This window comes from Candidatus Zymogenaceae bacterium (assembly GCA_016931225.1).
Lineage (GTDB): Bacteria > Desulfobacterota > Zymogenia > Zymogenales > Zymogenaceae > JAFGFE01.
This window is the reverse complement of sequence record JAFGFE010000005.1, coordinates 1-14,081: the sequence shown is the minus strand read 5'-3', so window position 1 is coordinate 14,081 and position 14,081 is coordinate 1. Positions and strand designations below refer to the sequence as shown.

General features: G+C 53.5%; 11 protein-coding genes. 7 read left to right on the top strand and 4 right to left on the bottom strand.

Annotated features, from left to right (window positions below):
* The first annotated feature begins 117 nt into the window (after positions 1–117).
* From JW885_01380 to JW885_01360, 5 genes are all read left to right on the top strand, one after another.
* The gene (locus JW885_01380; GenBank protein MBN1880798.1) at positions 118–756 is read left to right on the top strand and encodes a hypothetical protein; all 639 of its coding nucleotides are present in this window, start codon (positions 118–120) and stop codon (positions 754–756) included.
* A gap of 97 nt (positions 757–853) precedes the next feature.
* Positions 854–2,008: a hypothetical protein gene (locus JW885_01375; protein ID MBN1880797.1), complete on the top strand. Its 1,155-nt coding sequence runs from the start codon at positions 854–856 to the stop codon at positions 2,006–2,008.
* Between the two features lie 854 nt (positions 2,009–2,862).
* Positions 2,863–3,432, top strand: a complete 570-nt coding sequence (locus JW885_01370) for a hypothetical protein (GenBank protein ID MBN1880796.1) — start codon at positions 2,863–2,865, stop codon at positions 3,430–3,432.
* 16 nt (positions 3,433–3,448) lie between these two features.
* Entirely contained in the window at positions 3,449–4,360 is a 912-nt protein-coding gene (locus tag JW885_01365; protein MBN1880795.1) for a glycyl-radical enzyme activating protein, read from the top strand.
* Between the two features lie 208 nt (positions 4,361–4,568).
* Complete coding sequence (locus tag JW885_01360; protein MBN1880794.1) at positions 4,569–5,960, top strand: sigma-54-dependent Fis family transcriptional regulator; 1,392 nt, start codon at positions 4,569–4,571, stop codon at positions 5,958–5,960.
* 83 nt (positions 5,961–6,043) lie between these two features.
* Here JW885_01360 and JW885_01355 read toward each other — a convergent pair whose 3' ends face one another.
* From JW885_01355 to JW885_01340, 4 genes are all read right to left on the bottom strand, one after another.
* Positions 6,044–6,862, bottom strand: coding sequence for an SDR family oxidoreductase (locus JW885_01355; GenBank protein MBN1880793.1), 819 nt, complete (start codon positions 6,860–6,862; stop codon positions 6,044–6,046).
* Positions 6,863–6,977: 115 nt separating this feature from the next.
* Entirely contained in the window at positions 6,978–7,421 is a 444-nt protein-coding gene (locus tag JW885_01350; protein ID MBN1880792.1) for a two pore domain potassium channel family protein, read from the bottom strand.
* Positions 7,418–8,125 carry a M48 family metallopeptidase gene (locus JW885_01345; GenBank protein MBN1880791.1) on the bottom strand — a complete coding sequence of 236 codons (708 nt, stop codon included), beginning with the start codon at positions 8,123–8,125 and terminating at the stop codon, positions 7,418–7,420. Before JW885_01345 ends, JW885_01350 begins: the two co-directional genes overlap by 4 nt.
* Before the next feature lie 169 nt (positions 8,126–8,294).
* On the bottom strand, positions 8,295–10,208 hold the full coding sequence (locus tag JW885_01340; GenBank protein ID MBN1880790.1) for a redoxin domain-containing protein: 1,914 nt from the start codon (positions 10,206–10,208) through the stop codon (positions 8,295–8,297).
* Between the two features lie 882 nt (positions 10,209–11,090).
* On the opposite strand from JW885_01340, the gene JW885_01335 reads away from it, so the two are divergent.
* Positions 11,091–11,930 carry a thermonuclease family protein gene (locus tag JW885_01335; protein MBN1880789.1) on the top strand — a complete coding sequence of 280 codons (840 nt, stop codon included), beginning with the start codon at positions 11,091–11,093 and terminating at the stop codon, positions 11,928–11,930.
* 408 nt (positions 11,931–12,338) lie between these two features.
* On the top strand, positions 12,339–14,003 hold the full coding sequence (locus JW885_01330; GenBank protein MBN1880788.1) for an AAA family ATPase: 1,665 nt from the start codon (positions 12,339–12,341) through the stop codon (positions 14,001–14,003).
* The last annotated feature ends 78 nt before the right edge of the window (positions 14,004–14,081 follow it).

The following is a 14,081-nucleotide window of genomic DNA, read 5'->3' as shown; positions in this document are numbered from 1 at the left end:
GCCTCCCGGGGTATGGAGATGGGCGTTCGGGGGGCGGCGTCTCCGAAAGAATACACTGTCTTTGTGTGACGGGTCGAATGCCGTTACAATATATGTATAAAAAAGGAGGTATGTTCAATGTTTTCAACGAATCTGAATCATCCGGAGTTGACACAGCAGGCTCTCGATATTCTGCGGAGCGGAGATCCCTTCCAGTGGTATATCATTACGCTGCTTGCCTGCGTGTTCTATTTTTATTTCAACGAAATCCAGCACAAGAACTGGAAGGCCGTTGTGGCGGGACTGTCTCTGTACATGGTGCACTGGCTGGCTGAGATCATCAACGCCCTGATACAGCATTTTTCCGGCCACGCCCTCTGGACGGTGCCCACCGGAACGGGATTTTTAATTCTCGTCGGCGTGGGCGCGGAGCTGAGCCTCATGTTCTCGGTGGCGGGCCTGATGTTCTCGAAGATTCTGCCCGAGGATCCGAAGGTCAAGATCCTGGGGATACCCAACAGGCTTTTCATCGCAATCCTGAACGCGGCGTTCTTCTCCGTCTTCGAGATATTCCTGGCCAAGACCCCGGCGTTTCACTGGGTCTATCCCTGGTGGAACGCCCTGACGGTGTTCATCTTCGTCTACATCCCGTTTTGGGTTGTCGGCATGTATTCGGTGGACTGGAAGCCGAAGACCCAGAAGATCGTCATCGGCGGACTTTTTGCCCTCAACTTCGTGTTGATGTTCGTGTGTGCCGGCATCCTCAAGTGGATTTAAGCGATCCTTCCCCGGCGGCGGGAAGTATCCCGCCGCCGGACAGTGAGCTTACCTGAGAGTCTGTGTGTATCCTGTTGAGAGGGAGACGGGGGAGGGCATGAAGAACAACGACGAGGCGAGCGAGCGAATCACTCGGATGAGGACCCGTTACCTGAGTGATGTGGCCCATATTTCAATCCAGCGGGCGAAGTATTACACCGAATCGTGGCGGGAGACGGAAGCGAGTGACCTTTCCCAAAACGTCCGCGTCGCCCAAGCCGTAAGAAGGGTGTTTGAGCGGATGGACATCACCATCGATCCCGACGATCGCATCGTCGGCTCCTGGACGGAATTTTTCCTCGGGGTCCCGATCGATGTGGAAAAGGGGCTCTTCAACCGGGTGTTCGAGGTGGAGCTGGGGCTCTGGAGCATGATCCGCTCCATCGTCGGACAGAACATCACCTTCCTTGCATATATGCTGCGCCGCTACGGCCTCAGGGCCCTGATCGGGAGCATCACCGAGTCAAGCAGGGTGGGCGCCGCCATGCCCTCCATCGGCACCACCCCCATGCAGAAAAGGCGGGTTAATCCCTGCGCCATCTCCCGGAAGGACAAAAAGCTCCTGCTGGGGGGGATCCTGCCGTACTGGCGGGGGAAGACCATTGCGGAGGAGCTTCAGAGGAGGATCACGGACGAGCGGATCTATGCCGGGGACATGGAGATGTTCGCCGCCGCGCTCCCCGCCACCACGTCCAGAAAGGACATCGTGATATCGCTGGGGGCGGCGATCGGCGTCTGGCAGGGGCATTTGATCCTCGACCATGAGACCCCCATCAAGAAGGGGCTTTTATCCATGCAGGATGAGGTCTGGCGGGTTAAGGATTCCCTGACGAACGGGGATCGGGAGGCGATGGAGTTTCTGACTTCCGTGGATATCGCCCTGGAGGGGGTGATCACCTACGCCCGGCGCCTGGCGGAGGCGTTGAAAAGGGAGCTGGATAGGGAGACGGACCCCGAGAGGAGGCGAATCATCGTGGGCATGCTCGAGGCCTGCGAGTGGGCGCCGCTCAGGCCCGCCCGCACCTTCCGGGAGGCGGTACAGTCCTACTGGACGGTCAAGACGGCGGTAGAGAGCTGGCGGTGCCCTTCAATGTCCACGCTCCGGGACGGCTCGACCAGTACTTCTTCCCTTATTACGAGGCGGACCTCCGTGAGGGGCGCATCACCCGGGATGAGGCCCGGGAGCTTCTCGAGGAACTGCTGCTCAAGGTGATGACCCATAACATGCGGCCGGATTCGAATTACTACGGGGATTTCGGCCAGCGATTCGAGGGGTCGGAGCCGGTGACCCTGGGGGGATTGACGCCGGACGGGAAAGATGCTGAGAACGAGCTGACCCACCTGATTCTCGAGGCGGCCCACCGCTCGAAGACCGCCCTAAATGTGGTGGTGCGCCTCCACGACGAAACCCCGGAGAACCTCTACCTGAAGGTGGCCGATCTTCATTATCGGGGGACGTCAAGCATTTCCCTCATGAACGATCAAGTCTCCATCGAGGCCATGAAGCGGCGGGACTTCACCGATCGGGATGCCAACGGCTACGCCATTACCGGGTGTGTGGACATGTGCGCCCCGGGGAGGACCGGCGGCATCGGCTTTTCCGCGCTGCTCATGGCCCGTATCCTGGATATCACCCTGAGAAACGGCGACTCCCGGACCCTGGTCGGAACGGTTACGGGTGTGGGACTGAAAACCGGCGATCCCGACACCTTTACAACCTTTGACGAGCTGTATGAGGCGTTTATCTCCCAGGCCGTCAACATGATCGAGCTGATCGTCCGCGCCACGCAGATCCGGGATCGGCTCTATGCGGAAAAGCTCCCGGCGCCGTATATCTCGGCCTTCATGGGGGGGTGTCTTGAAAAGAGACGGGACGTCACCGCCGGGGGCGCGTTGTATGACCTCGAGGGGATTCTCTTCATGAACAGCATCGCCAACGTGGTCGATTCCCTCTATGTCATCAAAAAGCTGGTGTATGAAGAGAGGATCATGACGGTGTAGGATATCCTCGAGGCGACAGATCACAATTTCACCGGATACGAGGATATCCTGGAGAAGATACAGGAGGTGCCCGGCAAATGGGGCAACGGGGAGGCGGAGTCCGACGAGCTGGCCCACCGGTTGACCCTCCGGCTTTTCCGGGAGATCTACAGGCACCGTACGTTCAAGGGGGGGCCGTACGCCCCGTTCATAAACAGCATGACCTCACACACCTACGACGGCCGGGTGTCCCTGGCCACGCCGGATGGTCGCCGGGCGGCAAAACCCTATGCCGCAAGCTGCAATCCCTGCAATGTGGACACCCGGGGGCTGACCGGGGTGCTGAGGTCAGTGGCGGCCCTCGATTTTTCCCACGTGCTGGGGTGCGCCGTGAACGTGAGGCTCCACCCCTCGGCCATCGGCGAGACGGTCGAGACCAGGAGAAAGTACATATCTCTCTTGAAGACGTACTTCCGGCTGGGCGGAGAGCAGGTGCAGCCCACCGTGGCGTCCACGGAAATGCTCCGAGCGGATCAGGACGATCCCGAGCAGTACCGGGGGCTGATCGTGAAGGTGGGGGGATACAGCGCGTACTTCGTGGATTTGGGGAAAGAAATCCAGGACGAGATCATCTCCCGCTCCGAACACCGCATGTAGCCTGGGAGGTGGACGCGTGACTTCCGGTATCGTCTTCGACATCGCCCACTATTCCATTTACGACGGGCCGGGCATCCGCACAACGGTTTTTTTCAAGGGATGCCCCCTCCGCTGCGCCTGGTGTCATAATCCCGAGTCATGGAAAAAGAAACCTGAGATCGGGTATCTCCCGTCGGTGTGTACCGGGTGCGGTACGTGCCGGGACGTCTGCCCCGCGGGCGCCGTTGCCGTCGTCGACGGGGCGCTTTTTCGGGACTCGTCCACGTGTCGGGTATGCGGGAGGTGCGTGGATGCGTGCCCGTCGGGGGCGCTGGAAGTCATCGGAGGGTCTCTCTCGACGGACGATGTGCTCCGGGAGGTGCTGGTGGATCTTCCCTTTTATGAGGATTCCGGGGGCGGTGTGACCGTCTCCGGGGGGGAGGCCACCATGCAGCCGATCTTCCTGGTGGAGGTGCTGACCGCGCTCAAACATCACGGTATCCATACCGCCCTTGAAACCTGCGGCTTCTTCGATGCGTCGCTGGTGCGGCCGCTCGATGAGCTTGTGGACCTGTTTCTCTTCGATATCAAGTCCCTCGATACGAGTCGTCACCGGGAGATGACCGGCGTCGGGATTGAAAAAATAATCGACAATTTCACGTCAATCCTCACCCTTTCCGGTTCATCGCGGATCATTCCCCGGATACCAATCATTCCCGGCTTCAACGCGGATGACGATTCGATCCACTCCAACGCACGATTTCTGTCATCCGTCGAATATACCGGGCCGGTCCATTGTATGCCGTACAACACAATGGCCAAGAGCAAGTACGAAAAGGTGGGGAGAGCGGACCTCTATCGAGACATGGGTATCCTTTCCGAAGACCGACTTGAAAGGATTTCTCGTATATTCACCGACGCCGGTTTTGTCGTCGTCATCAATGAATAGACGACGTGATTCGGAGTTCTCACGATCCTGTTTTCATCTTTCCGTTTTATAAAACACCTCTGATGTGTGTGTCGTTACCCCGGACAAAGAGTAAAAGCTTTTTCGCCTTTTTTTTCACCCTCCCGGAATCAAAACAATGGACAAACAGGCCGTAAAACCACTATAATAAAGTCACAAACGATGGTCCGGCGCTATGAGACAGAGTGCAATGAAATACGTCATTCTCGTCATCGATGACGAGGTGAATATTGTTAACATCCTCACCCGGTTGCTTGAGGGAAAGGGGTACGAGGTTCATACCGCACTGACCGGAGCCCGGGGCCTGGATCTGGCGGCTCGGATTCAACCGGACCTGGTGCTCTTGGACCTGATGCTGCCGGACATGAGCGGACTGGATGTTCTGCGTCGGATTCACGAGGGATGCGATGAAACCCAGGTGGTGATGCTCACCGGATACGGTTCGGTGAAGTCGGTCATAGAGACCATGAAGGCGGGGGCCGTCGATTACCTTACCAAGCCCGCCGGTGAAGAACAACTGCTTTTGACGGTGGAGAAAAACCTGAAAAACATTCACCTGATCCGAGAGATCGAATTTCTCCGGGAGCAGGATCGAAAGAAATACAGTTTCAACTACCTTGTGGGTCGCTCCAAGGGGGTAATGGAGATATATCGCAATGCCCTGTCGGTGGCCCGCTCCGATTCAACCACGATTCTCATTCAGGGAGATTCCGGGACCGGGAAGGAGTTTCTGGCCAGGTTCATCCATTACCGGTCAAATCGCGGCGAGGCGCCGTTTGTCGAAATAAACTGCGCGGCGATACCGGAAAACCTGATGGAGTCGGAGCTCTTTGGATACGAGCCGGGGGCGTTTACCGACGCGCGGATCAGAAAGCAGGGGCAGTTCGAGCTGGCGGCGGGGGGGACCATATTCCTCGATGAAATCGGGGATATGTCGATGCTGCTTCAGGCGAAGCTCCTCAAGTTTCTCGACAGCATGACTTTCAAGCGGGTGGGCGGAACCAGGGACATTACTCTTGATATTCGTATCATCGCCGCCACAAACAAGGATCTCGGCCGGGCGGTGGAAGCGGGGGAGTTTCGAAACGATCTCTACTATCGGCTCAAGGTCGTGGAGTTTTCCCTGCCTGGGCTGGTGGAAAGACGCCAGGATATCGAGTTATTCGCCCGGGCGTTTTTGGAGGAATGCGCCAAGCGTCTCAAGCGGAAGGTGACGGACATCTCGGATGAAGCGGTCGCGAGCCTCGAGGAATATCACTGGCCCGGAAATATCCGGGAGTTGAGAAACGTCATTGAGCGTGCGGTGATCGTCTGTGACGGAGAGGTTGTTGAGCCGAAACATCTCACCCTATCCGGCCCCGACATGGAATCCCGCACCGGCGGCGATGACCCCCTGCTGGCGACATCGCTGCCGGAGGAGGGGATTGATTTCCAGAAAACCATCGAGAACGTCTCCCGGGAGCTGATCACAAAGGCGATTCGCACTACCGATGGAAACCGTTCCCACGCGGCCCGGCTGCTCGGTATCCCCCGCCAGGTGCTGCTCTACCAGATGAAAAAACTGGGCATAGACGACGAGTAGATGGTCTGAATACGATTTCTATCCGTGTGCTTCCCGCCGTGTCCCATTCCATATAAAAATATGCTGATACATAAGGATTTGGATTATTCGTTCCTGAGTTCCCTCATGTCCCCTACCATGTTCCGAAGGATCGGTCCGAACAGCCAGGGAGCGGCCCGATAGAGCCGCCAGAAGGGCCGGCCGTCCAGCGTCGGCGTGATGACCGCCCGGTTTCTTTTCACTCCCCGGAGGATGCGCCACGCCGCCCGGTCCACGTTGGCGGCGATAGGCACCTTTTCGTGCAGTTTGTCCCTGTTTATGTTCGTTGTCTCGGCGTTGTCGAATATTTCGGTCCTGACAAAACCGGGGCACACCACGCTGATTTTGACTCCCAGGTCCCTCGCTTCAACCCGGAGCGCCAGGGAAAGGCCCACCACGGCGTGTTTCGATGCGGTATAGCTGAGGATGGCGGGTATGGGGATCAGGCCCGCCATGGAGGCGGTATTGACGATGTGTCCGAATCCCTGTTTCACCATGACGGGATAGGCGGCGTCGACGCCGTGAACAACTCCCCACAGATCGACATCGACCACCCGCTTCCACTGCTCCAGGGTGATATCCCGCGCGTCTCCCAGTATCGCGATGCCGGCGTTGTTGAAGAGGTAATCGATCCGTCCGTGGCGGGTGACGGTCTCCTCGACGGCCGTCCGCACCTGTTTTGCGTCGGTGACATCCAGGCTCATCGCCTCGGCGCTGCCTCCCGTTTTCTTGATCTCACCCGTGCAGAACTCCGCTCTTTCGATGTCCACATCCGCCAGGATCGCATGCGCCCCCCGACGGCATAATTCTGCGCCCAGCGCCCTGCCGATGCCCGACGCACCGCCGGTGACGAGGGCGATTTTTCCCCAATAAAAGTCGGCCATGCAATCACCTCCCTGATATGGGTGTATGGGTATAAAAAAATCTGTTGTCTCTACGCCGATGAGATACTGTGTCGTTCGGCGGCACGTTTTTCCGGCTGTTTGCTGTGATCAGCCGTTATTTCTTTGGTGTGTCGGCTGAATCTCCTTCGCCGTTGGATTCAGTGTGCGGGCGCCCCGGCGCCGGAGTCTCTTTGACCGTCTGATGTGATGTTTCGGCCCCGGCGGCTTTTTTTGTCTCTGTGGATTTTTGATACCGGACGCGGAACATTTTATCCACGAAACCCAAAAGGATGCCGATCCCCATGAAAATGTACATGATGGTAAATATCTTGGAGCCGATTTTCGTGGGCGCTAGGTCGCCGTATCCGACGGTCGAGAGGGTGATGACGGAAAAATAGAGGGAATCGAGCAGCGACCAGCCTTCGGCGCGGTGATAGAAGAGCGATCCGATGAGCAGGGTGACGAGCAGCGTGATGAAGAGTCCCCGAAACTCGGGGTCTTTCAGACCATTGACGATGCTTCGTACAAAATTGACGAGTGTGAGTAAAAATGAAATCATGATACGCACCCCCCTTCGTCAAGGTTCAAACGGTGTGTATGTTCCCTGAGCCACCTCCGCTTGCGCCGATAATCGGGCACCACCGACCCGACAAGCTCCCAGAACGCCCGGGAGTGATTCGGGTGGGTGAGGTGGCAGAGCTCATGGACAATGACGTAATCGATCATCTCCACCGGCGCCATCATCAGCCGCCAGGTGAAGTTCAGGTTGCCCGTGCTGCTGCACGACCCCCAGCGCTTTTTCGCGCCGTTTATCTTGACGCTCCGGTACGAAAGGCCCAATGCGTCTGCGAATCGAGACACCCGGGAGGGGATGTATGATTTCGCCTGCTTGCGATACCACGCCTCGAACGTGCTTTTTGCCCCGTCCTGACGGCCCCGCCCCAAGAGGAAGACGCCGTCGTTAAGTATCAACCGCTTGTTTCCGGGAACGATCTGAAGTTCACATTCCTCCCCGAGGTACGGGAACAGCTCTCCCGATTGATAGGTTTTCGGCGGATTGAGCCTTTGTATCGCTCTCACCTCGTCCTGTTTTTTCTCGATCCACGCCCGTTTTTCCGTGATGACCCGGGCGATGATGTCGTCATCGGCCCAGCGGGGCGCCCGGATCGTCAGCGTGCCGTCCGACTCCACGACGAGGCCGAGGGTCTTTCTCCTGCTGCGAACGATCCGGTCTGGGAGCGGTGGACGGGTATCTTGTGTCATTGATATGGCGCCGCCATAGATAACGAAGGAGGGTGATCATTTTCGGTTTTATATGACCGTTGGGGTTCAGTATAGAAGAAACCCGGTGTTCATGCAAGGAAATATACCTGAATGCCGCGCCCGGGGCCGTTTGGCCCGGGATGCGAGGGACGCCCCGGGATATCCTCGATCATGGAAGATCCGGGAAGACGGGCGCCAGGGATGCCTCGATCCGTCCGGGGGGATCGTCGGGACGGACAATAATGGGTATGATCGCGTTCACGTCCACGAAGATGCACGTGCCGGAGTCGGCCTCCGTGCACAGATACAGCGCCCCGGAAAGAATGATCTCATCCTCACCGCCTGTCAGGGCGATGGGCACGGTCAGCGGAAAGGACTCGGGCGAAAGCGATATGGTGTCCGCCGCCGTGCCGTCCGCGGTTTTCGGCGTGTTGTTTCCTGCGAGGGTGACGTCGAGATACGACGGCGCCGACTCTGTCAGTGTATATCCTTCCGGCAGCACAAGCGTGATGGTTCCCTCCCCCGGGCCAGTGGTCAGGGGAGACAGGCGGACCGGCTTGGTATCGACGGCGGGGGAGTCTTCGGGGTGCGCGGCGGCGATATCCGGGATGGAGAGGGTGGAGACGGTGTCGTTTGTGATGTCGATGATGCGGATGAGGTGGTTGTTGGTGTCGGCGACGTAGAGGCGTCCGTCGGCGTAGGTGACGCCCGCCGGCTCGTCGAACGTGGCGTCGAAAAGAGTCCCGTCGGAGCCGCCGGTCGCCCCGGTTCCCGCGAACGTCGTGATCGTCCGCGCAGCGATGTCGACGCGCTTGATCTTGTTGTTGTAGGTGTCGGCGACGTACAGCACACGATCGTGATAGGCGACGCCCAACGGGTGCTGGAGGCGGGCGGAGAGGCCGGTCCCGTCTGTATCGCCGAAGTCGAAGAGGTCACCCCCCACAATGGTGTCGACTTTCCCTGTGGGATCGATGTCCGCCGATCGGATCGCGCTGATTTCGCTGTCGGCGAAGTAGAGCTTTTCCCCGTCCGTCGTCAACCCCGATGGCTGGGCAAGGGATGCAAAAGACAGCTTCCCGTCAAGCCGTCCCTCCCGTCCGCTTCCGGCGTGGACGGTGATGCGGCCGGTGTTGAGATCCATCCGCCAGAGCTGGTGGGGGCCGGCCATGGCGATGTAGAGGGTGCCGTTCACGAGGGCCAGGTCCCAGGGGGAGTTGAGGTTCGTCGAGAGGGCGTCGGCCTCACCACTCACACTGAATCCCTGCCGCCCGGTCCCGGCGACGGTAACGACGGTTCTCTCGTTCAGATCCGCCTTCCTGATGGCGTGGTTTTCCGTATCGGCGATGTAGAGGGCATCCCCGTCCGCCACCATCCCCTGGGGGTGGAAGAACGTTGCCGTCTCAAAACTTCCGTCGGTAAATCCGTCTGTGCCGCCGCCAATGACGTCGATGAGGGAGTGATCAGAAAGAGACAGCACCAGGATGCGGTTGTGGTTGGAATCGGCGATGAAGAGCCGTCCGGATTCCTCATGGGCCAGGACCTTTCCCGGGAAGAGCAGCGGCGTATCGGCTGCCATCATTGATTCAGGCACCATCGGAATCGGGGAGCGGTCGATAAGCCCGACCGCGTCGTAGTCCTCGATGACCCGGGTGATGACGCTATCCAGGGCCGCGAAGACGCCCTCGCCGGAGCGGGAGCCCACGATGGTGCCGTCCGGAGCGATGAGCACCACCGTCGGCCAGGCATGCACGCCGTAGCTCCGCCAAAGGATCATGTTCGAGTCGTTGATGACCGGGTGCTCGATCTCGTAGCGGAGGATGGCCTGGCGGATGTTATCGGTCTCTCCTTCTGCTGTGAACTTGGCCGAATGGACCCCGATGACCACAAGCTCGTCGGGGTATTTCTCCTCGAGCATCTTCAGGTCACCTATCACGTGGATGCAGTTGATGCAGCAGTAGGTCCAGAAATCCAGCAGCACCACCTTCCCCCGGAGCTCGTCTATCGTGAGGGGGCGCTCGGTGTTGAGCCAGTCGAGCTCTGTTGGAAAGTCCGGGGCGTATATTTTTTCATTGAACGGTGTCATGGCAAAATCGCCTGCGTTTCCCAGGGTTCTTTTAAAAACTATCCCGCCGAATGCGATGGCCGCAATCAGGAGGAGAGATACCGCCGCCGCCAGGCGGCGATATCGCATCGTATGGTTTCGTGGTCCGGACATATCGTCGCAAGCTCCCGGCTCTTTCACATTCATGCCGTTATCGCAGGGCCGATTTTGATTGTTTTATATATTATAATAATGATAATGATTATTGTCAAGATAGGACATACATTCCTGCACCGTGTTTCCGATGGAAGGGATTGAGGGATATATATGAATAGGCGATGGACACCGCTGGATTGGAAAAAGAGAAACGAAAGGGAACAATGAGGGAAAACAGCCTGTTCAGGCGGTAATAAGAGAACACACGGCAAGAGATACTGTTAATTATTATTGATGTTTTTTTATTGCTTTCCTGCGAAAATAAGTTTATAAATGTAAAAGTCAGGGGTATTCCGTGCAGTGTATCCTCTCGGGGCCGCCGGTTTCGCCAGACGCGCCACATGTCATGCTTCTCATCATTCCTTTGCCACCCAACTCCTGAAGAGCGGCTACAACATCAGGACTGTTTGGGAATTCTGAGCCATACGGACGTGAAGACCACCATGATCCGCACCCATGTCCTCAACCGGGGACCTTCGGGTGTCCGCAGCCCAACAGACGAGCTCTGGGAGGGAGGTTTTTGTGCCGATCCGCACACCTTGTCCGTATATATGGCCGAGCCCGCGGCGAGGGGCCGATGGGGGTCCGCCCCTTGCGGCGTCATCGATGTGGGATTCCCGGGCGTCACATACGGGCGGTAACAAAGAAAACAGCATCCTGTGCGGATCAATCTCATTGTTGTGAGACTTACATCATGGGGAGGGTATGATGAAGTACAAGATAATCAAGGGAAGCTTCCATGTGAAGGGATATTCTCCTGATGGAGATTCAATACGGTTTCAAGCTAACGAGTCTGTTCACTGGGACTATTTTACCTGGAAGAATGCAAACAAGAAAAAAAGTGAAAAAAAGCAGCTGAGGTTTGAAGCGATAGACGCTCTGGAAACTCATTATGAAGAGTCGCATCAGCCGCGATCCTTTGGCGTGGCCGCACTTGAAATTCTGCTGGAGATGATCGGTATCAAGGATGTCATATATAATATAGCTGTCACCAAGATTGTGTCGGCCTCCGACGGCTCAAGTGGTTTTATCGCCGCGTCTTCAATTGATATGTATGAGAGACCGATTTCTCTTGTTTTTCCTGCTGATGTGGATCTTGTTGACGGCCGGGAGCTTGACGCCGGGGACCTGCCGCTCGATGACAGCATCAACATGAAGCTGCTTGAGCTGGGGCTGGTTTACCCGACTTTTTACGGCACCATGCAGGATGAGTTGCTGACCGCTTTTACGTCCGCCACGGAAAAAGCCAGGGAAAAGAGGGTCGGCATTTGGGCGTTGGATAAGACCCCGGAATTCATGCTTTGGAACAAGGATACCATTCAGGATGATGTTATCATATTCCCGAAGTTGTTCAGGCGGTTGACGGCATTTTTTGAAGGCAGAAGCAGTTACGACGAGTTGAACGAATATCTCAAGAAACAGAAAGACAAGCTGCTTATTCGCTCCACGGGCGAAAAGAAAATGATGCATGAAATAATGGAAATAGACGGCAGACACATCAAGTTTCTCATGAATCCCGAGAATTTGATTTTTGAGCCGAAGGGCTGACGCAGCACGGCAACTCAGTCCCACAAAAAGCGCCGCCTCGATCGGTTTCGCGGTCCGGACATATCCTTGAATGCTCCCCACACATTTTCACATCCTCTGTTGTGATGCGCGAGGAATTGCGCGATAAGCAAATTAATAACGATAATTATTACCGTCGATGGTGAGGCAATTGTTTCGGTGAGATGTTTTTTTTGGGAGGGGTTGGAGGTGTGGGTTTGAGGTGATGTGATCCATTAGATTGGGGAGAAATTAATAGTAAAGAACAAATAGAAAAAACTGATACAGCGTATCAAAGAAGGAATATATATTTGTGTTTGGTTTTTAATTATTTTATAATAAATATAATTTTACATAAACATTCTATTGAAAATATTGAGTTGATCTAACTATATATATCTCAGGTGGGCAATGAAGATTGATCAAATAAAATTGATGCGAGATTGTTTCGTTTTCCGTAATTTTTCATGGCCTAGTAATCTTCCTGAATTCAAGAGGTACAATCTTATATATGGATGGAATGGTTCGGGAAAGACGACATTAAGTCGGATATTTCAAGCGTTGGAGAATCAAGAAGAACCACCTTTTAGCAATATTACTTTAAAGATAGATGGATATAATATAAGCAACGAAGATTTCACTAAATCTTTGAGGCCAATACGAGTTTTTAATAAACCATTTAGGGAAGAAAGTGTTTTCCCAAAAGGAGGAAGTGTTGCGCCTATACTAGTATTAGGTAAGGAAAATGTTGAAAAACAGAAGTTAGTTGACAAACTAAATGAGGACTTAGATATTTTTAGAAAGAGCCTTGAAACAAAAAACAGAGAGAAGAATGTGGCTCAGGAAAAATATGAATCGTTTTGTACAGAAAAAGCTGGAAATATTCGAGAAATGCTTAGGTCAAGTGGAGACAACAAATTTAATACTTATGACAAAAGAGATGTTAAAGCTTGTGCAGATAAGATGATTATTTTAAATAACAAAGCCTCATCTCTGATTGATCAGGAAACTCGTAATAAATATCATCAACGTATTCATGATAAACCAAAAGATAAAATACAAGAAATTGATTTTACTTTACCAAAACTTATTAATTATAAAAAAGATGTTGATGATATACTTCACAAAACGGTAGTTTCAAGTGCGATTGAATCATTAAAAAGTGACTCACAATTAACGTCATGGATTTTTGATGGACTTGGGCTTCACAAGGAACGTAGTGCAAAAAAATGTCTTTTCTGTGATCAACCAATTTCAGAAAAGAGAATTTCAAGATTAGAATCTCATTTCAGCAGTGAGTATTCTGATTTAATAAATGAACTGGACAAACAAATTAAAGTTCTAGAAAAGAATATTAATGAACTTGAAAACTTGAATACTCCAAAAATTATAGAATTTTATGATGATCTTAAATTCGAATATGAGAAAGTGAGTAATGATCTGAACAAGGAAAGTAAATCCGTAGTTTTTGCATTAAAGGGATTAGTTAGTGAATTAGAAAATAAAAAAAATCGTGCTTTTGAACAGGTTTCACTTGATACTACTATCCCTGATCTTGACATCAATATTTTTGTTGAAAATACTAATAATGTAATAGCAAAACACAATCGATCTTGCGATGAATTTGAATCAAAAATCATAGATATAAGAAATGCACTTGAAATGGATTTTGTTTCTTTTAATCTTGATGAATATACAAGTCTAAAAAATAATATCTCGTCAATTGAAAATGATATAAAAGAATTGAATTTTCAAATAGAGGAGATCTCTAATCAAATCCGTGAAATTGAACGAGAAATTGTTGAGCATCGTCGACCTGCAGAAGAACTAAACGATGATTTACGAAAATATCTTGGTCATACAGAACTTCATCTCAAAATAAATGAAACTGGATACACCATAATGCGACATGATGAACCAGCTAAAGATATTAGTGAAGGGGAAATGACGGCTATTGCTTTGCTGTATTTTCTGAAATCACTGAAAGATAAAAGATTCAATTTGGAAGAAAGTATTGTTGTTCTTGATGATCCAGTATCAAGCCTAGATACTAATTCCTTATATTATGTGCGGTAGTCACGAGTTGCGTTGACAGTTTGCCTTCCTGTGAGATGGTTCTACTATACTACGCCACGCTCTCCTCGGCTACCGTTT

What these genes read in the sequence shown, in the direction of transcription:
- JW885_01340 (MBN1880790.1), bottom strand. Translation starts at nt 10,208, where the DNA reads ATGACACCGTTCAATGAAAAAATATACGCCCCGGACTTTCCAACAGAG.
- JW885_01350 (MBN1880792.1), bottom strand. Translation starts at nt 7,421, where the DNA reads ATGATTTCATTTTTACTCACACTCGTCAATTTTGTACGAAGCATCGTC.
- JW885_01360 (MBN1880794.1), top strand. Translation starts at nt 4,569, where the DNA reads ATGAAATACGTCATTCTCGTCATCGATGACGAGGTGAATATTGTTAAC.
- JW885_01330 (MBN1880788.1), top strand. Translation starts at nt 12,339, where the DNA reads ATGAAGATTGATCAAATAAAATTGATGCGAGATTGTTTCGTTTTCCGT.
- JW885_01380 (MBN1880798.1), top strand. Translation starts at nt 118, where the DNA reads ATGTTTTCAACGAATCTGAATCATCCGGAGTTGACACAGCAGGCTCTC.
- JW885_01345 (MBN1880791.1), bottom strand. Translation starts at nt 8,125, where the DNA reads ATGACACAAGATACCCGTCCACCGCTCCCAGACCGGATCGTTCGCAGC.
- JW885_01375 (MBN1880797.1), top strand. Translation starts at nt 854, where the DNA reads ATGAAGAACAACGACGAGGCGAGCGAGCGAATCACTCGGATGAGGACC.
- JW885_01335 (MBN1880789.1), top strand. Translation starts at nt 11,091, where the DNA reads ATGAAGTACAAGATAATCAAGGGAAGCTTCCATGTGAAGGGATATTCT.
- JW885_01355 (MBN1880793.1), bottom strand. Translation starts at nt 6,862, where the DNA reads ATGGCCGACTTTTATTGGGGAAAAATCGCCCTCGTCACCGGCGGTGCG.